Raw genomic sequence first — 20,307 nt, forward strand, 5'->3', positions numbered from 1 at the left:
CTGTTCTTCTCAATAGCTGTGCGCTTTTATAGCGGCAGCAAGCCAACAATACTGAAATAAAAAGATGATGATATCTCAGCCCAATTACAGCTTGTTGAGGGAAGTTAACAGCAAATTTGCAACACAGTAGATATAAGTAAAGTTCAAGATAGCAGGATTGCCAGAGAAAATAACGCAAAAGTATGAGTCAAATGTAAATACCTTGAATGCCAAGGCGAAATTGCATCATGAGCGAGTGAAATTTAATCGTATTGCTCGGTGCTGAGTGACAGCTGCTGAAAATATCGCCATATGATCAGCTAGGGCTAGTATTTACCTTGTGATGCCTTTACTATAAGCGCTGTCTGAACACATAGACACTGCGCTCTCGTGGTGAAATGGATATCACGTGGCCCTCCGGAGGCCAAGTTCTAGGTTCGATCCCTAGCGAGAGCGCCATTTCTTTCTGTTAATATTACCGCCGTTAAATCAATCACTATCCCTCTTTCATATTGAGCATGTCATTTTTATTTTGTGTGGCAGTTATGAGCTATCAGCCTATGCCATGCAGTTAATATCATGCATTAGAACAACTTTGCATGGCGCTGCGCCAAGTCAATGTGCAGCTATATTCGCATGAGTCGTTCATCGCTTCAGTGCGCCTAGATACCATCAAAGCGATTAACGCGCTTTAAAGACGCTTAACAATCGCTTGCCTAAGGTATAAATCACTTGCTTAGTATGGATGGGAATAATCACAAATAGTCCCATGCCAGCATGAAAGTCAGGATTCATTTTGCAGTAAAAGGCAATCTCTTTTTTATCACTGGCGTGAAAGGCCGCAAGCTCCGAGATGCTGTAATTACTTGCACGGTTCACAGGCTTTAAACAACGAAGAGAGCCGCCAGGGCTTACTCTTCCCTCTGCGTTAAAGTGCTCAAACAGCGCGTTGGGACTTCTGCAATCTGGGTGTGGCCAGATAATTGCTACATGCTTGGCGATGGCCCGGTACATTGCTGGACTGAGCATTGTATCGGCATAATACACAGCGCACCAAGGACGTGTAAGCCAGTAGCGAATACTGTGATACAGGGAAAAGGAGAAGGTATTGCCACCGTTTCTATATTGTGGGTAAAAAGCTGCAGAGGCTCGTATTACCGTACTTTTGTCGTGCCGTGTGAAGGTTAACAGGCAATAGCCAACCAGCGTGCTATGGTCAAAATAAAGCCTGAGCTTACGCTGACACGCCTTGGGGTCATCAAAATAGTATTGCATGTACTCATCAGGGCTGACCCCGGCAAAGCTAGCGGCGATCACTTCTTTAAGCGCTAGCCGCTGCGCGCTACTAAGCCACTGGGTCTGCTGATCTAAATCGCGTATTTTTAAGCTCATACGTGGGCTACATCCGTGTGTGAAGGGGGAGCGTGGCAAGCTAAGCAGACCACGTGGGTAGGCTTTTTATAGCCATTTTTTCATACGAAAATACAAAGCGACGGCGGCGGTTAATATCACTAGAGCGAGAACAAACAACGGGAATGCCGCTGCTGATTCCGTTCCAGGAATTCCGCCAATATTGACGCCCAGTAAACCGGTAAGAAAGCCCAGGGGTAAAAACAGCGCTGCTACCACTGACATCACATACATACGCTTATTTAGTTGATCGGATACTTGGCTGGCGACCTCTTGTTGGATTATCTGAGCCCGCTCAATATTCAAATCAAGTTCTTCTAAGTAGCGCAGCAGATGGTTAATGGTTTCATTGATGCGCGGCGTATCACTGTCAGCCAACCAACTTGGCTGTTGACTCACAAGCGCGCGCAGAGCCTCCTTTTGTGGTCTGATATAGCGCTTTAAGCCGATAGTTTGGCGGCGCACCTGTGATAGCGCATTGTGATCATGTGCTCGTTGGCTATCAACATCTTCTTCAAATTGATCAAGTTTATCTTCGAGTTCATCTATCACACCTTGCATTCGCGAGGTTAAATTTTCGCACAATTGGCATACCAGTGCTGAGGTGGTACTCGGCCCTTTGCCTTTACGTAAAGATTCAGCAAGGGCATTCACCGACAGCAGGCGGCGGTGGCGCGTAGAGACGATAAGTTGCTCACTAACGAACACGCGAATCGATACCATATCATCAGGACTATCTGCCGGGTTAAGATTGACGCCACGCAAAAACAATAAATGGCCACTGTCATCGCTGACAATACGAGGGCGTGTTTCATCGGCAATAAGGGCATCATGTGCAAATTCACTTAATGGTACCGCTGCCAAGTATTGCTCAATATCATCTTGGCAGTAATCAAGATGTAGCCACAGCACACCATCACTGGGCTTCCACTGCTTAATCGCTGATTTTTCAGTTAATTGTTCAGCGCCGCCTTGAGCGTCTAACACTAAGGCATGAATCAAAGCTGACATAACACCTTCACTTTCAATACAGAATGTTTCTTCTATCCTTGTCTATTATCGCTACAAGATCAATGAATAGTCTTTATCGACGCGAGTAATTTAATTCACTGTTCTTTATCGATAATTACCGTATAAAGCGGCTTTTACTATTGCGCTCCTCGCCGTTGGAGCATACGAGTGACTTCGCATATGACAAATAAAATAACAGTAGGCTGGCGTGAGTGGCTAGCCCTGCCTGAGCTGGGGATTGATAAAATCAAGGCTAAGGTCGATACCGGTGCCCGTACTTCATGTATTCATGCTTTTCGAGTTGAAGAGTTTATACAAGATGAGCAGGTCTGGGTGCGGTTTTGGGTTCACCCCATTCAAGACGACAACGACACAGAGATACAGTGCCAAGCGAAGGTGATAGATCAGCGCACCGTTACTGACTCTGGTGGGCATCAGGAGCAGCGTTATGTCATACAAACGCAGTTACTTATTGGCGGCCAACAATGGCCTATTGAAGCAACACTCACAAATAGAGACACCATGAAATTTCGTATGCTATTGGGGCGTACAGCCATGGCAGGGCGTATTGTTGTAGACCCTGAATTGTCACACCAAACACAATTATAAGGTTTATTATGAAAATCGGCATTTTATCACGTAACAAGTCGTTGTATTCCACTCGCCGTTTAATTGAGGCGGCGCAGCAGCGTGGCCATGAAGTGCAGGTATTGGATGCTTTACGCTGTTACATGAATATCAACTCGCAAGAGCCGGAAGTACACTATAAAGGTCAAAAACTAGAGGACTTCAACGCCATTATTCCGCGCATCGGGGCTTCTGTTACGTTTTATGGCTGTTCAGTGTTACGGCAATTCGAGATGATGGGGGTGTACCCTGTGAACGAATCTGTTGCTATCACCCGCTCGCGCGATAAATTGCGTTCTTTACAGCTACTATCACGCAAGGGAGTGGGCATGCCGGTAACCGGTTTTGCATCCAAACCCGATGATGTCAAAGACTTGCTTGAGATGGTGGGTGGCGCTCCGGTTGTTATCAAGCTGCTAGAGGGGACACAAGGGATTGGGGTGGTGCTTGCTGAAACACGTAAGGCGGCCGAGAGTGTGATTGAGGCTTTTATGGGCCTGAAAGCACACATCATGGTGCAGGAATATATCAAAGAAGCGGGCGGGGCCGATATTCGTTGCTTTGTCATTGGCGATCGTGTTATTGCGGCGATGAAGCGCCAAGCCCAAGAAGGTGAATTTCGCTCCAATTTACACCGTGGCGGCAGTGCCAGCTTGGTACGGATTACCCCAGAAGAGCGTAAAACAGCAGTGGCCGCCGCTAAAGCAATGGGGTTAAATGTAGCTGGGGTTGACTTACTGCGCTCTGAGCGTGGCCCTTTAGTGATGGAAGTTAACTCTTCACCAGGACTCGAAGGAATTGAGTTAGCGACAGGGAAAGATATTGCTGGCATGATTATTCAATTTATAGAAAAGAATGCTAAAGAAAAGAGGACCAGAACCCGTGGCAAGGGCTAAAAAGAATCAGGCATTTACGCTGTTAGGTGAGCAAGTCGCACCTGGGCAGCGGCGCACCTTTGAGCTTGAAGCGGCTAAGCTATATACCCACTCACCACTGACCATTAATCTTGAGGTGGTCAACGGGGTAGAAAGCGGTCCGGTATTGCTGGTGTGTGCAGCAATTCACGGTGACGAGCTCAACGGTGTTGAAATCGTGCGACAAACCCTAGCAAAGGTTGATGCCACGCAACTGCGTGGCACCTTAATTGCTGTGCCTGTTGTCAATGTGTTTGGTTTTATCCATAAATCTCGCTACCTTCCCGATAGGCGCGATCTCAATCGCTGCTTCCCAGGCTCGCAGCGAGGATCTGTGGCGGGGCGTATGGCGAATACGTTTTTTAACGAAGTGGCGATGCATTGCAGCCATATCATTGATTTGCATACAGGTGCTATTCACCGCACCAATTTACCGCAGATCAGAGCCGATTTAAGCAATGAGGAAACGGCAAAAATAGCCAATGCCTTTGGTACGCCAGCGGTGATCAATGCCTCGCTACGAAACGGCTCACTGCGCAGTGAAGCGGCAGAGCTTGGGATCCCGGTGATCACGTACGAAGCTGGAGAGGCGCTACGTTTCGATCCCATCGCTATTGCTGCGGGTGTGCAAGGGGTGGAAAACGTCATGCGTAAACTGAGGATGCTACGAGGTAAGCGGGTTCGCAAGCAGGCGGAGCCGGTTATCGCCAGTTCTACCAGTTGGATCCGGGCCGAAACAGATGGCATTATCCGCGCTCAAGTATCCCTTGGCGAACGCGTGAGTAAAGGCCAAGTGTTGGCTTATATCAACAGTCCGCTAGGGGATAGTGAATGTGCGATTTTAGCGCCGCGCAGTGGCATTGTGATTGGACAGCAAACCATGCCTTTGGTGAACGAGGGCGATGCTATTTTTCATCTTGCTTATTTTGCGCATGCCAACTCGTTGGTTGAGCAACAGCTAGAGACATTTATTGATGAAATCAGTGACATGGATGATGAGTTAAAAACACCTGAACTTAACAATGAATAACAGGCGCAATTGCGCCTGTTGGCATTTGCTTTAAGGTTTATTTTTAGGTGCCAGTATGCGCCGTGTAGGCTTGGCTTTTTGTGGCGGTTTGTTCAGTACCATCACTGGCCGGGTTACAAATAAATTATTGGGGTAGAGAACACGATGACCCTCTAGGTGCTCTAACACCACGTTCATCAACCCCATTTCAATAATCCGTCCTTCTATGAAGTTGGCGCCATCAATCACCTTGACCCAGTTGCCGACCCGGCAATCATTTTGTACAAACATCAGCAAAAATGATGTCAGATTTGAAAGCAAAGACCAACCCGCAAACATCGCGACGCCAAGCATTGCAAACAGGCTTGAGCCGACCACTAATAGCCCGCGTAACTCAATGCCCCAGAACACCAACAGGATGCACAGCAGGACAAAAGCAAGCAACACTTTGAGTAACAATTGCGCGCGTTGTTTGCGATGAGGGTCGACTCGACCCCGGATCGTTTTGTTAAAAATTTTCAGCTGCAAGCGCACCAATAAAGGGAAAAGCAGCAGCACCACAAGGGTAACCAGCCACTTATAATGTTGAGTAAGAAGATCAACCAGCGCCACAGATATGTTCCTTATAAAAACAAGTTGTTAAAGCCGCTGTATAGCATGGAAACAGCCATCAGCAAAGTGTATTTAGAAGGATTTCTTCACGGTCACCAACCACTGGACGGGGTCGACATCATTTGGGCGGTTGATAGCTCTGGCGACATCGATATGAATAACCGTTCCGGCGTTGGCGCGACTTGGTGCTAAGCGTAAACCAACCCCATAGTTGTGGCGAAAGTGGGTGTCATTGGCGGGATTGCTGTTGGTAAACCAGGCTTGTCCTGCGTCATAAAAAGCAGCCCCACCGACGCGAAATAACTGCCATAGGTTATATTCCCAATAATAGCGCTTCTCAATGCTAAGCAGTGCTCGCCGATCCCCTTGCTGATAATGCTGCGGGTATCCGCGCAGCCCGGAATCGCCACCTAATGTAAGCTGGCGGTCCAAAGTTAACCCTTCAGCGCCATCTATACGCGCCTTTACATACCACGATTGAGCATCATCACTATTAAAGAAATACTCAGCTTGGGTGCCAAAAAATAGATTCTCAGCAGTAAACCCATCTTCGCGTAACTGACCTTGTACATCCACCGACCAACGCCACAGACTCTGCTGATTAACGTAGTGGCTGCGCTGCACACGAAAGTCGAGCACCAAACGGTTAGTATCGCCACCCAGAGATTCGCCTGAGTAACCTAAAGTAGTATCGATTTGCCAGCCTAGGTTCAAATCTTCGGTGCGCGTGATAGAGTCGATATTGTGTACTTTTACATAATCGTCTTGTAACCAGCTGACTCGTAGATAGGGATAGGAAAGCGTACGCTCTTCGGCAAGAGGTAACACGGTTTCATCGATCGCATCAAACCGGTCTTTTTGGTAGCGATAACCGACGATGGTGCGCTGTGTCCAATTCGGGGCTGGGGAGCTTGAAACCCCATAAAAAAGATGGCTAGAAGAGGTATGTTGCGAGAACTCACTGATCTCTTCACCGCGATCATAGAGCTTCTCCTGACGGCGGTTACTGCCATTGGCCACCCCATAACTGTGTTTTGTAGACAGCGCATAAAAAGGATAAGTGACCGACAGCCAATGGCGCTTACCGTCACTGTTATCTGCATACTCAAGACGACCGCGATAACGACTGCCGAGAATATTCGGATCGTCATAGGTAAATTCGTAACCACTGCGCTCTTCATCATTGGTGCGTACTAAGGATACGCGCTTACCCCAACCAAGGAAGTTACTGTCACGAAAACCAAACGTGGAGCGGTTCTCACCTCCGCTGCGGCTAAAGCTAATCTCTGGCAACAAAGTCCAGAGCTCACGGGTTTCGACTTTCACATCCACAAACTCGTCGCACCGCGTTTGCGCACTGATCCGAGCGTCATATAAATAGCCTTGTTGACGTAGCAAACGTTCTGACTCGCGTAATTGTTGTGGGCTGTAGCGATCGCCTGGTTGGAACAACAAAATATTCTCTAACACTTGCTGTTCAGTCATCACATGCATGTCGTTGGCAAGGCGGAACAGCCAGTTATTTTCGTCGTCTAATTCGGTGTTAAAGATATTTTGCTGGCTAAAGCTAATGTCTCCAATCCGTCGGCTAGGATTGGCATCAGGAAGGGGAGCTTTGTCCTCGAGTTGACGCGATAGTAAGTGGTTACTTTGCACTTGGGACTGTTCATTCTTGCACTTTTCCTGCTGCGCCGGAGCAGCACTGGAAAAGGCGGCTAGGGTACTCAGTAGAACGAATAGTCGATTCATTTAACTCACTTTTTTCCATATCGTGAATTAAAGTGTATCGCACATTTATTAACTTGCGCTTAAATAATTTCCTAACTCGGTTAACTTACCTTGCGCCTCAACCCCTGTGGCACTGATCCAAATATTATCGCCATAATGTTCAAAATGCAGCTCAAAAGGAAGCTGCTCAAAGCTAAAGCGCAGCATGTGCCTGTCTACACCTTGTTCAAACTCACCGATGGCAATGGCGTCATGATGCAAGAAAATACGGCCCCAAAAATCGAATTCATCAGCGCTGGGCATCACATCAGGAGTAATGATAATAACGTGGTGTTGGCTATCTATAGCGAGTTGGGTCACAGTTAAGCTCTTATATGGTATTGGCGATTATTCGGGTGACAGATGATTACGAATTAAAGTCATAAAGGCACTGCCGTACTTACTGAGTTTAGTGAAACCCACACCCGATACTTTTAAAAACTCGGTGTCATTGGTAGGCATAAGTTGCGCCATTTCCGCTAGGGTTCGGTCATTGAATACCACATATGGCGGCACATCATCATCGTCCGCTAGTTGCTTGCGCAAGGCGCGCAGTTTAGCAAACAGCTTTTTATCGTAATTGAACTGGGCCAGCTTATCTTGATAAACGTGCTTGGCTTGTAAACGTGGTTCAGCAAGTTGTAACTGATATTCGCCCTTGAGCACTGGTCTGGCTGCTTCGGTAAGGTGTAGTACCGAACCTTGGGTAATATCTTGATGCAGTAAGCCCTGATGAATGAGCTGGCGCAAAATACTGAGCCAATATTCGCTGCTGTGCTCCTTGCCTATGCCGTAGGTGCTTAAGGTATGATGGTTAAGATCCCGGATACGCTGAGTGTTGGCGCCACGCAGTAACTCGACGATATAGCCTAGCCCGAATTTTTGTCCGGCGCGATACACACAGGATAGTGCCTGCTGCGCCACCACGGTGCCATCAAAACGCTGCGGTGGATTTAAGCAGATATCGCAGTTACCGCATGCCTCGCGCTGGTATTCACTAAAATAATTAAGCAGTATTTGTCGTCGGCAGGTTTGCGCTTGGGCAAAACTGGCCATGGCATTGAAACGCTGCTCTTCGACACGGCGGCGCTGCTCATCGTCAATGTCTTCAAAAAAGCGCCTAACTCGAGGGACATCCGCCGGGTCAAAATACATAATGGCTTCTGCGGCCAAACCATCCCGTCCGGCTCGGCCAGTTTCTTGATAATAAGACTCGATGTTTTTGGGAATATCATAGTGCACCACAAAGCGCACATTGAGTTTGTTGATGCCCATGCCGAAGGCCACAGTGGCTACCACAATTTGAATATCGTCTTTGGCAAAAGCGTTGTGCACAAAGTGGCGCGATTCGTTACTCATGCCAGCGTGGTAACCGGCGACATTAAAACCTGCTTCACTGAGTTTTTGGGCCAAATCATCAACGCGCTTGCGGCTAGTGCAGTAGATGATGCCGCTTTGCCCACTTTGGGTGCGCAAATAGCGCAGCAACTGAGTGAAAGGTTTAAACTTTTCTTCCAAGGTGTAGCGAATGTTTGGCCTATCGAAGCTGCCAATATGGATATAGGGCGAGCGAAGCCCCAGTTGATTGACAATATCGACACGAGTGGCGCTGTCGGCGGTGGCAGTAAGTGCCATCATCGGTACATGGGCAAAGCGCTGTTTGAGTTCACTAAGGCGGAAGTAATGGGGACGAAAATCATGCCCCCAGTGAGACACACAATGTGCCTCATCAACTGCAATCAGGCTGATATTTAAATAGCCAAGACGCTGCATAAACTCATATTGCAGCACTTTCTCCGGAGCAACATAGAGTAGTTTTATTTCGCCGTCATGGAGTTGCTGATAGATGAGCTGCTGCTGTTCACGAGTCAGAGAATTATTAATATAGGCCGCTTTGACCCCTTGGGCGTTGAGCTGAGTCACCTGGTCTTGCATCAAGGATATTAATGGTGAAATGACCAAGGTTAGCCCGGGTAATAACATTGCCGGCACTTGGTAGCATAACGACTTGCCACCGCCTGTCGGCATCAGCACTAAGGCATCCTGAGCGCCAAGCACGGCGTTGATCACCTGCTGTTGGCCCTCGCGAAATTGGCTGTAGCCGAACACGTCGCGCAGGATCTGCTCAGGCGTTTGTTCGGAAAATAATGCGGATACACTGCTCATGGCCGCCTATTCTAGAGTCTTTTATTATTCCTGTCTGCAACTGCCTTGCTCTTTGCTTAAAAATGCATCTTCAGATAGGCTATAACTCATCTTACCAGTTGAGAACAGACTATGGATAAAGCTCAAGCCCTGAATAAGCTAAGCCAGTTATTTGCGCAAATGCCTTTCAACCAGTTATTGGCAATGGAGATTAAGGAGCTGGACGGCGAGTCGGCGAGCATCGAATTGCCATGGAGCGCGCAGTTAATCGGTAATCCGCAACAGCAAATACTCCATGGCGGAGTCATTTCGTCGTTGTTAGACACTGTGGGTGGATTGCTTGCTGCCGCATCGGTGATTGATAAATTTGGCCCGGCAGAAATGCTCAGCGCACAATCCCGGCTGGCAACCTTAGGCACCATCGATTTGCGCACAGACTATTTACGCCCGGGCAAGGGTGAGCGTTTTATTGCTACGGCTATGTTGATTCGCTCGGGTAACAAGGTGTGTGTCTGTCGTATGGAGCTGCATAATGACCAAGGTGTGCAAATCGCTTATGGTACAGGCACTTATTTAGTCGGATAAACTAGCCCTTCAACAATGCGAGGCGTAGAATAGCGTTTTTACCGTTTGGGTTAGTGTTATGTCATCCGATGCTCAAGCCAAAAAAGGCATGCTATTCGCAGCCTTGGCGTTCACTATGTGGGGAGTTGCCCCAGTCTATTTCAAACAGTTGCTCGCTGTACCCGCTCTGGAAATCCTTGCCCATCGTGTGATTTGGTCGGTGCTATTTTTGTTGTTAGTGGTGGCAGTGTTGCGTCAGTGGCGTAACGTCCAAGTGATCATTAAACAGCCAAAATACTTACTCATGCTGGTAGTGAGTGCCACCTTATTAGGTTTCAACTGGGGCTTGTTTATTTGGGCGGTGAACAATGACCACATGCTCGATGCCAGCCTTGGCTATTACATCAACCCGTTACTGAACGTACTACTCGGTGTAACCTTTTTATCTGAGCGCTTGCGCAAGTGGCAGCTATTTGCGGTGGCTTTGGCGCTCACTGGGGTGGCCATTCAGCTGATCAGTTTCGGTTCGTTTCCGGTGGTGGCCTTTGCGTTGGCTGGCTCCTTTGCCACCTATGGTTTAATTCGTAAAAAGATGCCCGTTGAATCATTACCTGGGTTATTACTTGAAGCGGTTATCTTATTCCCGGTGGCACTGGCTTATTGGTACTTCTCAACGCCCACAGCAAGCTCCGATTTAATGGTCAATAGTTGGCAATTAAACACCTTGCTGGTTAGCGCCGGTATTGTGACCACCTTACCACTATTGTGCTTCACCGCTGCTGCTAAGCGGTTGCAATACACTACTATCGGCTTTTTCCAATATATTGGCCCAAGCCTGATGTTTTTATTAGCCGTGGTCTTTTATGGCGAGGTATTTGATGCTGAGCGCATCGTTACCTTCGCCTGTATTTGGGCTGCATTGCTGGTGTTTAGTTGGGATTCATGGCGCTTTAGCCGCAACGCTCGCGCGCAGCAGCAAGGCACCGTCAATCGCGCCAGCTTGCGTTAATTTTTTAAACTCGCCCACGCCTGCTAATCGCTGGCATGGGCGTAAAGTGCGGTTTAATCGAGATCGTCGCTATCGATTTCTACTTCCACTTCAGGAGCGTCAAAGCTGCGTTTACGCCCAAACAAGGTGAAAAAACGTGCCTTACTGGTCGTCAGTTTTAAGTACTTTATCCACGCGTTCTCGACCGGGTTGATGGGCGTGGATACGCCAGTCGTGGCTGCAACGAAATGCGCTTGTGTGTCGTTAATGGGTTCAACTGTTTTTTCTTGCAAAGCTTTTAATAAGCGTCCATGTTCTTCTAAAATCTCCGATTCTAGTAGCGTAAAGTGGCCACTGCGGCTGAAACCGCGTGGGAACTTTTCATCGTTATAGAATTTGTGATCGCAAGCAAAAGCTTTGCGTAATTCGAACAATTGGTGCGCCGTCATAGCTAGCTCCTAATACAAGGGAAATCGGCTGGAGTATGGTACACAAGCGTTGTTTTTTTAAACAAAAAATTTTTATCGTGAGGATAAACACGAGTGGATATCGATTTACTGAAGACGTTCATTGAGGTCGCGCGTACTCGCCACTTTGGCCGCGCTGCAGAAAACCTATATATCACGCAGTCAGCGGTGAGCTTTCGTATTCGTCAGTTAGAGCAAAGCTTGGGTGTCAATCTATTTCTGCGCCAACGCAATAACATCCAGCTGACTGCTCCGGGGGAGCGTCTGTTACCTCACGCTAAGCTGATTGTCACCGGAGTACAGCGTGCCAAGCTGGATGTGGCGCTGGCAGATAACATGCGCCGTCAATTGGCACTCAGTGGCACAGCGAATATTTGGGATGCGTTTTTGCAATTTGGTATTGCCCATATTGTCTCGGCTATGCCGGGCATCTCCTTGGTCGCAGAAGTTAAAAATCAGCAGGAGAGCACCCGGCTATTACTCGAACGCACCTTAGATATAGCGGTGCTGTTCGATTTACCTAAGGTCGATGAGTTGTGCGTTGAACCAATTTGCACACTGGATATTATTCCGCTGTCGAGTTATGCCGATGCGACTGCTGAGTCTTTTTTTGATAACCAATATGTATTCGTGGATTGGGGGACGGCATTTTCGCTGTGGCATGCCCGCAATTTTGCCAATTCGGCACCGCCTTATTTTCGCACCAGTACAGGACGTATCGCCTTAGAGTTGATTTTACGTTGTGGCGGTAGTGCCTTTGTGCCAAGAGTGCAAGCGCAGCAATATCTGGAATCGGGAGAGCTCTTCTTAGTTGAAGGAGTGCCGCAGACCTCGCGAGAAGTGTTCGTCGCCTTTCATAAAGACAATGAACAAAAAGACTTAATTGAAAAGCTCCAACAGCAGCTACAATTAATCGGTGAAGAACTCACATAAACATCATTATTAAAGCGTTGAATGTGAAGCTTAAATGTCACCTCGGTGACACTTTGTTGAACTTTAAATGTCATTTGTCATATTTCTGTAATTTAACACTGGCAGACTGCAGGCGTTTTAATTATGTGTTGCGATTTTTAACTGAGGAAACGACTATGAGATTTGCTCCTTCTGCACTAGTGCTCGCTGTGGCGGCTGGATTGCCTTTTTACGCATCGGCTGATGTCAATATTTACGGTAAAGCGAATGTAACAGTGCAGTCATCTGATGAGGGTGAGGGATCATTCACTGAAATCAAAAGTAACGCATCTCGCCTTGGCTTTAAAGGCTCAGAGGGGATTGCTGATGGCTTGGACGTAGTTTATAAACTTGAGTTTCAGGTTGATTTGTCTGACGCTGATTCAAAAGGCGATAAAGACAACATCACTGCACGTAACCAATACGTCGGTCTTAAAGGTAATTTTGGCCAAATCGTGATTGGTCGTAACGATACCGCGCTAAAGCAATCGCAAGGTAAAGTTGACTTGTTCAGTGACCTTGAAGGCGATATTAAAAACGTATTCAAAGGTGAAAATCGCTTAGGTGACTCGGTTACATATACCTCGAATAGCCTCAATGGTTTTAAAGTTATTGCCAGTTATATTGCTGAAGATGATACCGATGCCGACAACGGCTACTCGGTTGCCTTGACTTATGGTGATAAAGGCCTGAAAAAATCCAACGTGTACGCCGCAATTGCCGCTGACAGTGAAGTAAAAGGCTACGATATTTTACGTGCTACTGTGGGCACTAAAGTCGCAGGAATAAAGCTCGGTGCCATGTACCAAACACAAGAGCCCGCAGCAGGCGGTGAAGACAGCGACGGCTTCTTAGTAAGTGCAGCATATGCGATTGATAAAACGGTATTAAAAGCGCAATACCAAACCATGGATTTTGCTGGCAACGACCGTAATGCGATGACCGCTGGCGTTGATTACAAGTTTAATAAAAGTACCAAGTTATTTGGCTTTTATACCAAATTTGATGACGATGCGAGCGCTGATGAAGACTATTTAGCTGTAGGCATGGAATACAAATTCTAAGCTTTTGCAGATGAAAAACCCGCCCATTTGGCGGGTTTTTTGTTGTCTAAATACAGTGAGTAGCACACTTATAATGCTTTGATACAGGTATAGCTCCATCAGGCCTGGGCGTAGGCAGAGCGATCGCCTAACCAGCGCCAACACAATGCCTTGGCTACCTCTGGATGCTGTATTAGAAGCTGTTTGGCGAGCGGACGAAGGTTGTTGATTAAGGCTTTGTCGCGCTCTAAATCCGCCACTTTAAAATCGGTCATGCCGGTTTGTTTTGTGCCTAACACTTCCCCTGGCCCACGAATTTGCAAATCGCGCTCGGCAATAACAAAACCATCGTTGCTATCACGTAACACTCCTAGGCGCTGCTGCGCAGTATGTGACAAAGGGGCATGATAGAGCAGCACACAATGGGAGGCTGCCGCGCCCCGGCCAACACGACCACGGAGCTGATGTAATTGCGCCAAACCTAAGCGCTCGGGGTTTTCTATGATAATTAGGCTGGCATTAGGGACATCAACACCCACTTCAATCACTGTCGTTGCCACTAGCACATCAAGTTCGCCGTCTTTAAACTCACTCATAACGCGCTGCTTTTCATCCGCCTTTAGACGACCATGAACTAGGCCAATACGCAGCTCAGGGAGGCGCTCACGAAGTTCTTCGGCGCTTAATTGCGCGGCTTGACACTGCAGCGCATCAGACTCATCAATCAGGGTACACACCCAGTAAACTTGTCTACCTTGCTCTTGTACCGCTTTGTGCACACGCGTTATGACATCGTCGCGTCGGCTGTCGGGAATAGCAACGGTGGTAACAGGCGTGCGCCCCGGGGGCAGCTCGTCGATAATCGATGTTTCCAAATCAGCGTAAGCGGTCATCGCTAAGGTGCGAGGGATGGGGGTTGCGGTCATCACCAATTGGTGTGGGTAGCAATCGCCAAAGCGGCCTTTCTCACGCAGTGACAAGCGCTGGTGGACGCCAAAACGGTGTTGCTCATCAATTATGATCAACGCCAGGTTATTGAATTGCACCTGATCTTGGAATAATGCGTGGGTGCCAATAATCATTTGTGCCTGGCCACTTTGAATATCGCTCAGGGCGTGCTCACGTGCTTTGCCTTTGGTTTTACCACCAAGCAGGGTGACTTGAATACCTCGGGGGGTAAACCAACGGCTGAAGTTTAAAGCATGTTGCTCGGCGAGAATTTCTGTCGGCGCCATGAGCGCCACTTGGTAACCTTGGGCGATGGCACATAAGCTTGCCAGTGCTGCCACTAAGGTTTTCCCTGAGCCAACATCGCCTTGTACCAAGCGCATCATTGGATACGGCTGCTGCATATCCGTTTTAATCTCTGCCACTACGCGTTGCTGTGCTGACGTCGGCGTAAACCCTAAAGACGCTACAAATGGCTGCTCTAAGGCATTATTTGGCGCCAAGGTCACGGCCTTGTGAGCTTGCCCCTGTTGCCTTAGGGCCAACAAGCTGAGGTTATGGGCCAGTAACTCTTCAAATGCCAGACGTTGCTGCGCTGGATGTTCACCGAGCTCTAAAGCTTGGGTGTCGCTATCAACCGGTGGTTGGTGAATAAAGCGAATGGCATCGGCGAGTGACCAACCTGCGGGACGATACTGTTGTGGCAGCAGCTCTTCTATCGGCGCGCGATTCAAGGCTTGCAGCGCTTGAAGCATTAGGTTGCGCAATGACAGTTGTTTTAGTCCGTCGGTGGTCGGATAAATAGCGCTTAAATGTGTTTGTGTGGGGAGGGCTTCGGGGCTGTCGCTAATACTGTACTCAGGGTGCGCCATTTCCAGCCCGACTTTAGCGCGGCGCACTTCACCAAAACAGCGGATCACTTTGCCCTCTTGCATGGCGTTTTTTTGCGCCGCAGAGAAGTTAAAGAACCTGAGCGTCATGCGTCCGCTGCCATCATTAATATGGCACACCAACATCCGCCGGCGGCCAAAGGTAATGTTGGCGGATTCAATGGTGGCCTGCACACACACATGGGTATGGGGCAGAAGCTCGCAGATGGGAACAATGCGGGTGCGGTCTTCATAGCGCAGCGGCAAATGAAATAGCATGTCTTGCACGCTGCGAATGCCAAGCTTGGCAAGGCGCTCGGCCATTTTTGGGCCAACGCCTTTGAGCTCGTTAATGGGGTAGGTGTTCAGGCTTGGCAAATGGCATGTCCTTCAAACAGTTATAACCTAAGTGTACTGACTGCAGGGCCTTGCTTTCAAGTCACTTAGCGCTGACGTTTGTAGCGTAAGGTATCCCAGAACTGTTCACTGGCAATAATTTCACCGTTCTCGTCAAGAGCTGGGTAGGGGAGCCCCTTTTCTTTGCATTGCTGGGCAATAATAGGGTGGCATCCTTCGAATATTAAAGTGTGCTTGATTTGTGGATTGAGCATATCGCGTTCATACAAGCCAGCGGCTTCGCGTTGGCGCTGTGCCTCGTATAGGATTAACGCTGCGGCCACAGAGACATTAAGAGACTGCACCATGCCGCGCATCGGAATGACGATATGCTTATCAGCATGGGCAAGCGCCGCATCGGAAATCCCCTCGCGCTCTTGGCCAACAATTACGGCGGTGGGTTGGGTGTAGTCAATATCACGATAGTCGACGGCGTCGCTACTGAGGTTGGTGGCCAGCAACTGCACCCCAGGGATCTGCTCGCGAATACTGCCAACAGCCTGGTCAATATCGTTATGCATATGGGTGTGCACCCAGTTTTTGCTACCGCCGGAGGTGTTATTGGTGAGACGACGCTGCTCTTTAGGCCAGACCGCATGAATATGGTGACAACCGACAGCGTCGGCGGTGCGCACGATGGCCGAAAGATTATGGTGTTTATGCACTTCATCTAAGCACACGCTGAGATCGGTTTGTCGTCTATCTAAAACTTGTTTTACTCGGTGGTAACGTTTTTCGCCCATAGCCCATCTTTGCTGTTACAAAAAAGTGCGCCGATTATACGCCAATGTGGCTATGGGGTCACACTACGATTAATAGGGTTTTGCAAAGAAATCAGCGTTTCGGTTGACTGAATTGCTTCAATCGCTTGCACTTTATTGATCAGCACGTCTTGTAAGTGCTCGATGGAGCGCGCCATCACCTTAATAAAAATGCTGTAATTACCTGTGGTGTAGTAGGCCTCGACCACTTCTTCGAGCTCACGCAATAGCTCTAAAGTATGGGGGTAGTCGCGGGCATTGTTGAGGTTAATGCCAATAAAGCAACACACATCATACCCCAGGCGTTTAGCGTCAACACGTACCTGGGTGCCGGTGATCACTCCGGCTTGGCGCATTTTTTCTATGCGCACATGAATGGTCCCAGCACTGACTCCGCATTGTTTCGCCAATTCGGCGTAAGGGGTGCGGGCATTACTCATCAAGCTCTTAAGGATGGATTTGTCTAAATTGTCGAATCGATAATTGTCCATAGTTAAAACACATAAAAAATAAATGATATCTAATATATTTCAGTTAAATTGATTTTTATTTTTAAGTAAAGCTCTTTTTGTTAAATACTATTGAATAAAACTCTCGCTGAGGTATGGTTTTTATATCGAACAAAGCAGCAATGGGAATGAGGACCATGAGCACAGAGTATATTCAACAACAGCAGCAAATTAGTACGGTTAAACAGGTATTTTCACAGCACTTAGCAGCGGCTTTGAATCTTGTTGAGGTGCAGGCGCCGATTCTTGCCCAGGTAGGAGATGGCATTCAAGATGAGCTCAGTGGTCATGAAAAGGCCGTCGCCGTGCAGGTGAAAACCCTACCTGAGCAACGTTATGAGGTAGTGCATTCATTAGCGAAGTGGAAACGTAAGACCCTCGCTGATTACGGCTTTGCGGTGGGCTCTGGATTGTACACACATATGCGGGCCTTGCGCCCAGACGAAGAGCGTCTAAGCCCTATCCATTCAGTGTATGTTGACCAGTGGGATTGGGAAAAGGTGATTTGTGAGCGTAGCGAGCGCAGTTTAGCGACGCTAAAGGCCACTGTTGAGCAAATTTATGCTGCCATTAAAGCGACAGAAACCTATGTCGGTGAGCAGTTTGATATTGCTCCTTACCTACCTGAAAAAATTCATTTTATTCATGCCGAGAAGTTGCGTCAGGCATACCCAGATCTAAGCGCGAAAGAGCGGGAGCGTGCGGTTTGTAAGCAGTATGGTGCAGTCTTTCTCATCGGCATCGGTGGTAAGCTCGCAGACGGTCAACGTCATGATGTGCGCGCCCCGGATTATGATGATTGGTCTACTCAGGGAGATGAGGGGTTGCCTGGACTTAACGGCGATATCTTAGTGTGGAACAAGGTACTTGAAGATGCATTTGAGATTTCTTCCATGGGCATTCGGGTTTGCCCCGAGTCATTACTCACTCAGTTGGAGTTGAGCGAGCAAAGCCACAAAACGCAACTGCCTTGGCATCAAGCCTTGCTTCATAAAAAGCTACCACAAACCATTGGTGGCGGTATCGGCCAGTCTCGTTTAGCGATGTTGCTTTTGCAAAAGAGTCATATTGGTCAAGTGCAGGTAGGAGTATGGCCTGAACAGCTAAAACAACAGCAAGCCTTATTGTAAATCTTGTGGTTAGCGTGCTGAGCCTCGTTATGAATAATGGGCTAAGCACGCTTTTTTGCTGTTTAGGAGGTTTTAAACTCAACCTCTATTTTGCTTTTTTCTAGTTTTACAACGCAGGGTGGGTACTGCCTGGCTGTTTTCAGTACCTTGTCAAAGATATGAATCTCAACGCCGGAATTTAAGCGTTGATGGGCGACAAGATTGGCGCCATCTAGCAGTGAGTGTAAGGTGTTATCTAAGCTAGACAGCTTAGTTTCAAGCTCATCTGCTTGTTGTACTAGGGCCAGTTGCGTGGCACCAATTTTTTCAATGAGTTGCTTTTTCTTTTCCGCGTCTTTAATCGCTTCGGCTTTCTCTAATGCATCTTGCAACGACGCGAGTTTATCGTCAGTCTGCGAAAGTTGCTGCACACAAGCGTCATTGTCAGCGGTAATATCCGCGCCTCGGGCAACTAGATTAATGCGCATCTTGGCCCCCGACTCACTACCAATTTCACCGGCTTCAAGGCGGCAGGCATCGAGTACTTCACCGCCAAAGAGCTTACCATTTGGGCTCTCTTCTGGCCCTACTATAAGGCTTTCTAGGGCTTTTAATTGGCAATGGCTAGCTTGGCGTTCGATATAGATATTGGTGGCTTCTAGATAGCAATATTGGGCGTGGCTGATATGTAAATTACCGCCTGCATTAATCTGGCAAGTAAGCTCGGCGTCATTTTGTTGGTGGTTAGGGTGACCAATGGTGCCCTGTTTGATGGTGATATCACCGGTGGCATTAAGAATACCTGATTCCACCGTGCCCAGTACGCTAATTTCACCCTTAGCGGTGACGCGCATACCCGGCTCAACGTTATGGGTGATCACCACAGAGCCATCAAAATCGATATGGCCACTTTTAACGTTCACTTCTTTAATCGTGAAAATATCGTCAACGCGCATGCCATTGGGAGATTCCACGGGCACGCCAGAAACAGTCGCGCGCAGCTCCAGTGGGTTATCCGGATTGAGTTCGGTCCCCTCTCCGGGGGTTAAAGACAGTTGCTCACCAGGTTTGGCTTCAAGTACATCGCCGGTGACGGTGAACCCCTCTTTCCCTGGAGTTGCAGGCTTTTGGATCATTAGAACAGTGCCGGGCTGAACGCTGGCAAGTTTGCCAAAGTCGCGCATATCAACCGTGCCGTCTTCGCGGCGTTTAGGTTTATTAATGCGATCTTTTAGGGTTTGTGTTTGCTTGATTAGTTCGCTGGGCTGCCCATCTACGGGTAAGCGTCCACGTGCTAATGTGCCTTTCACTGAGCTACCAGGGGCCAATTCGAATTGCTGTTGTAAAAGTTTTTCTAAAAGCGCTTGCTGGTAGCCTCGGCGTACACCCGCCACCACAATGGCCTTTTTGCCGGCTTCCAAATCGAGGGCTTTGCCCCCTTGCGCTGTGGTTAGCCGTCCCATCGCTGACATTTTATCGTCGCTGATGGTGACCTCTAACGTGGCATCTACGCGCTTACCGACTACGATACTCGGACCTGATTCTTCACCGCTGTAAAACTTATCGAGGTGCTCGTCGTCCACTTTACAGCCAGCAAATTCGGATTGCTGTAATGCTTCTAGCATGGCTGTTTTTGATGGTGGCGCCGGTGTCTCCTGCGTCACATTAAACAGCACATTGCCATTGTGGGCCAATTTAAACACAAATAATTCCTTGCAAGCACACGACTTTATTAAGTTTTATCCTACTTTATGAGATTTACAAGGAGAATGGAAGAGAGGAGAGGGCAGAAAACTCTGCCCAAAAAGTATACCAGTGAGGTGGGCTGTCTAATTAGTGGATGGCAGCTCCATAATTCCGTCGATTTCAACTTGCGCGCCTTTAGGTAGCTCTTTCACGCCAATAGCGGCGCGAGCAGGGTAAGGCATCTTGAAATGTTGACTCATAATTTCATTCACCGTGGCAAAGTTGCTCAAGTCGGTAAGGAAAATATTGACCTTGACCATGTCTTGTAACTCACCCCCGGCGGCTTCACAAACGGCGGCCAGATTATTAAATACTTGCTGTGTTTGTTCCGCGAAGTCATCAGAGATCATTTCCATGGTCTCTGCCACAAGTGGAATTTGCCCCGAAAGGTATACAGCGGTGCCTACCTTAACAGCTTGGTTATAAGTGCCAATAGCTGAGGGGGCTTGGTCGGTTGATATAATAATTTTATTCATGATTAT

At 48.1% G+C, this 20,307-nt stretch carries 20 protein-coding genes and 1 tRNA gene; 9 read left to right on the forward strand and 12 right to left on the reverse strand.

Annotated features, from left to right (window positions below; translation table 11 throughout):
• Window positions 1-363: 363 nt before the first annotated feature.
• A tRNA-Arg gene (locus MHM89_RS12400) sits at window positions 364-438 on the forward strand.
• Between the two features lie 222 nt (window positions 439-660).
• Here MHM89_RS12400 and MHM89_RS12405 read toward each other — a convergent pair.
• Both MHM89_RS12405 and zntB read right to left on the reverse strand, forming a co-directional pair.
• The gene (locus tag MHM89_RS12405; RefSeq protein ID WP_151173362.1) at window positions 661-1,371 is read right to left on the reverse strand and encodes a hypothetical protein; all 711 of its coding nucleotides are present in this window, start codon (window positions 1,369-1,371) and stop codon (window positions 661-663) included.
• 66 nt (window positions 1,372-1,437) lie between these two features.
• Window positions 1,438-2,400: a zinc transporter ZntB gene (gene zntB / locus MHM89_RS12410; RefSeq protein ID WP_022943456.1), complete on the reverse strand. Its 963-nt coding sequence runs from the start codon at window positions 2,398-2,400 to the stop codon at window positions 1,438-1,440.
• Between the two features lie 180 nt (window positions 2,401-2,580).
• On the opposite strand from zntB, the gene MHM89_RS12415 reads away from it, so the two are divergent.
• The 3 genes from MHM89_RS12415 to MHM89_RS12425 are packed head-to-tail and all read left to right on the forward strand — an operon-like array spanning window position 2,581 to window position 4,971.
• A complete protein-coding gene (locus tag MHM89_RS12415) occupies window positions 2,581-3,009 on the forward strand; it encodes an ATP-dependent zinc protease (RefSeq protein ID WP_045979319.1) in 429 nt (142 codons plus the stop codon).
• A gap of 8 nt (window positions 3,010-3,017) precedes the next feature.
• Window positions 3,018-3,923 carry a 30S ribosomal protein S6--L-glutamate ligase gene (rimK, locus tag MHM89_RS12420; protein WP_045979320.1) on the forward strand — a complete coding sequence of 302 codons (906 nt, stop codon included), beginning with the start codon at window positions 3,018-3,020 and terminating at the stop codon, window positions 3,921-3,923.
• On the forward strand, window positions 3,910-4,971 hold the full coding sequence (locus MHM89_RS12425) for a succinylglutamate desuccinylase/aspartoacylase family protein (RefSeq protein ID WP_045979321.1): 1,062 nt from the start codon (window positions 3,910-3,912) through the stop codon (window positions 4,969-4,971). Before rimK ends, MHM89_RS12425 begins: the two co-directional genes overlap by 14 nt.
• Window positions 4,972-5,001: 30 nt before the next feature.
• On the opposite strand, the gene MHM89_RS12430 is transcribed toward MHM89_RS12425, so the two are convergent.
• The 4 genes from MHM89_RS12430 to recQ all read right to left on the reverse strand — a co-directional run bounded on the left by MHM89_RS12430 (window position 5,002) and on the right by recQ (window position 9,495).
• On the reverse strand, window positions 5,002-5,562 hold the full coding sequence (locus tag MHM89_RS12430; protein ID WP_022943460.1) for a mechanosensitive ion channel domain-containing protein: 561 nt from the start codon (window positions 5,560-5,562) through the stop codon (window positions 5,002-5,004).
• A 72-nt stretch (window positions 5,563-5,634) separates the two neighbouring features.
• Complete coding sequence (locus tag MHM89_RS12435) at window positions 5,635-7,311, reverse strand: POTRA domain-containing protein (RefSeq protein ID WP_138547110.1); 1,677 nt, start codon at window positions 7,309-7,311, stop codon at window positions 5,635-5,637.
• 48 nt (window positions 7,312-7,359) lie between these two features.
• Complete coding sequence (locus tag MHM89_RS12440) at window positions 7,360-7,650, reverse strand: DUF3630 family protein (RefSeq protein WP_130144697.1); 291 nt, start codon at window positions 7,648-7,650, stop codon at window positions 7,360-7,362.
• A gap of 27 nt (window positions 7,651-7,677) precedes the next feature.
• A complete protein-coding gene (gene recQ, locus MHM89_RS12445) occupies window positions 7,678-9,495 on the reverse strand; it encodes a DNA helicase RecQ (RefSeq protein WP_022943463.1) in 1,818 nt (605 codons plus the stop codon).
• A 111-nt stretch (window positions 9,496-9,606) separates the two neighbouring features.
• Between recQ and MHM89_RS12450 the strand changes: the two genes are divergently transcribed.
• Both MHM89_RS12450 and rarD read left to right on the forward strand, forming a co-directional pair.
• The gene (locus MHM89_RS12450) at window positions 9,607-10,059 is read left to right on the forward strand and encodes a thioesterase family protein (protein WP_022943464.1); all 453 of its coding nucleotides are present in this window, start codon (window positions 9,607-9,609) and stop codon (window positions 10,057-10,059) included.
• 58 nt (window positions 10,060-10,117) lie between these two features.
• Entirely contained in the window at window positions 10,118-11,047 is a 930-nt protein-coding gene (rarD, locus tag MHM89_RS12455; RefSeq protein WP_045979326.1) for an EamA family transporter RarD, read from the forward strand.
• Between the two features lie 53 nt (window positions 11,048-11,100).
• On the opposite strand, the gene MHM89_RS12460 is transcribed toward rarD, so the two are convergent.
• Window positions 11,101-11,475, reverse strand: a complete 375-nt coding sequence (locus MHM89_RS12460; protein ID WP_022943466.1) for a DUF413 domain-containing protein — start codon at window positions 11,473-11,475, stop codon at window positions 11,101-11,103.
• A 93-nt stretch (window positions 11,476-11,568) separates the two neighbouring features.
• Here MHM89_RS12460 and MHM89_RS12465 point away from each other — a divergent pair, with 93 nt between their 5' ends.
• Entirely contained in the window at window positions 11,569-12,426 is an 858-nt protein-coding gene (locus tag MHM89_RS12465) for a LysR family transcriptional regulator (RefSeq protein WP_022943467.1), read from the forward strand.
• Window positions 12,427-12,581: 155 nt separating this feature from the next.
• The gene (locus tag MHM89_RS12470; RefSeq protein ID WP_022943468.1) at window positions 12,582-13,508 is read left to right on the forward strand and encodes a porin; all 927 of its coding nucleotides are present in this window, start codon (window positions 12,582-12,584) and stop codon (window positions 13,506-13,508) included.
• Window positions 13,509-13,606: 98 nt separating this feature from the next.
• Here the strand turns inward: MHM89_RS12470 and recG are convergent, their stop codons facing one another.
• The 3 genes from recG to asnC form a co-directional block, all read right to left on the reverse strand.
• Window positions 13,607-15,682, reverse strand: coding sequence for an ATP-dependent DNA helicase RecG (gene recG, locus MHM89_RS12475; protein ID WP_275441821.1), 2,076 nt, complete (start codon window positions 15,680-15,682; stop codon window positions 13,607-13,609).
• 65 nt (window positions 15,683-15,747) lie between these two features.
• Complete coding sequence (gene trmH / locus MHM89_RS12480) at window positions 15,748-16,443, reverse strand: tRNA (guanosine(18)-2'-O)-methyltransferase TrmH (RefSeq protein ID WP_239408933.1); 696 nt, start codon at window positions 16,441-16,443, stop codon at window positions 15,748-15,750.
• Between the two features lie 50 nt (window positions 16,444-16,493).
• Window positions 16,494-16,952 carry a transcriptional regulator AsnC gene (asnC, locus tag MHM89_RS12485; RefSeq protein WP_239408934.1) on the reverse strand — a complete coding sequence of 153 codons (459 nt, stop codon included), beginning with the start codon at window positions 16,950-16,952 and terminating at the stop codon, window positions 16,494-16,496.
• A 155-nt stretch (window positions 16,953-17,107) separates the two neighbouring features.
• On the opposite strand from asnC, the gene asnA reads away from it, so the two are divergent.
• Window positions 17,108-18,100 (forward strand): aspartate--ammonia ligase, encoded by a 993-nt coding sequence (gene asnA / locus MHM89_RS12490; protein ID WP_045979327.1) that lies wholly within the window; start codon window positions 17,108-17,110, stop codon window positions 18,098-18,100.
• Between the two features lie 62 nt (window positions 18,101-18,162).
• Here the strand turns inward: asnA and MHM89_RS12495 are convergent, their stop codons facing one another.
• Complete coding sequence (locus tag MHM89_RS12495; protein ID WP_239408936.1) at window positions 18,163-19,782, reverse strand: FapA family protein; 1,620 nt, start codon at window positions 19,780-19,782, stop codon at window positions 18,163-18,165.
• 126 nt (window positions 19,783-19,908) lie between these two features.
• Window positions 19,909-20,301 carry a RidA family protein gene (locus tag MHM89_RS12500; protein ID WP_239408938.1) on the reverse strand — a complete coding sequence of 131 codons (393 nt, stop codon included), beginning with the start codon at window positions 20,299-20,301 and terminating at the stop codon, window positions 19,909-19,911.
• Window positions 20,302-20,307 lie beyond the last annotated feature (6 nt).

The sequence above is a fragment of the Pseudoalteromonas sp. CNC9-20 genome (genome assembly GCF_022347875.1).
Lineage (GTDB): Bacteria > Pseudomonadota > Gammaproteobacteria > Enterobacterales > Alteromonadaceae > Pseudoalteromonas > Pseudoalteromonas ruthenica.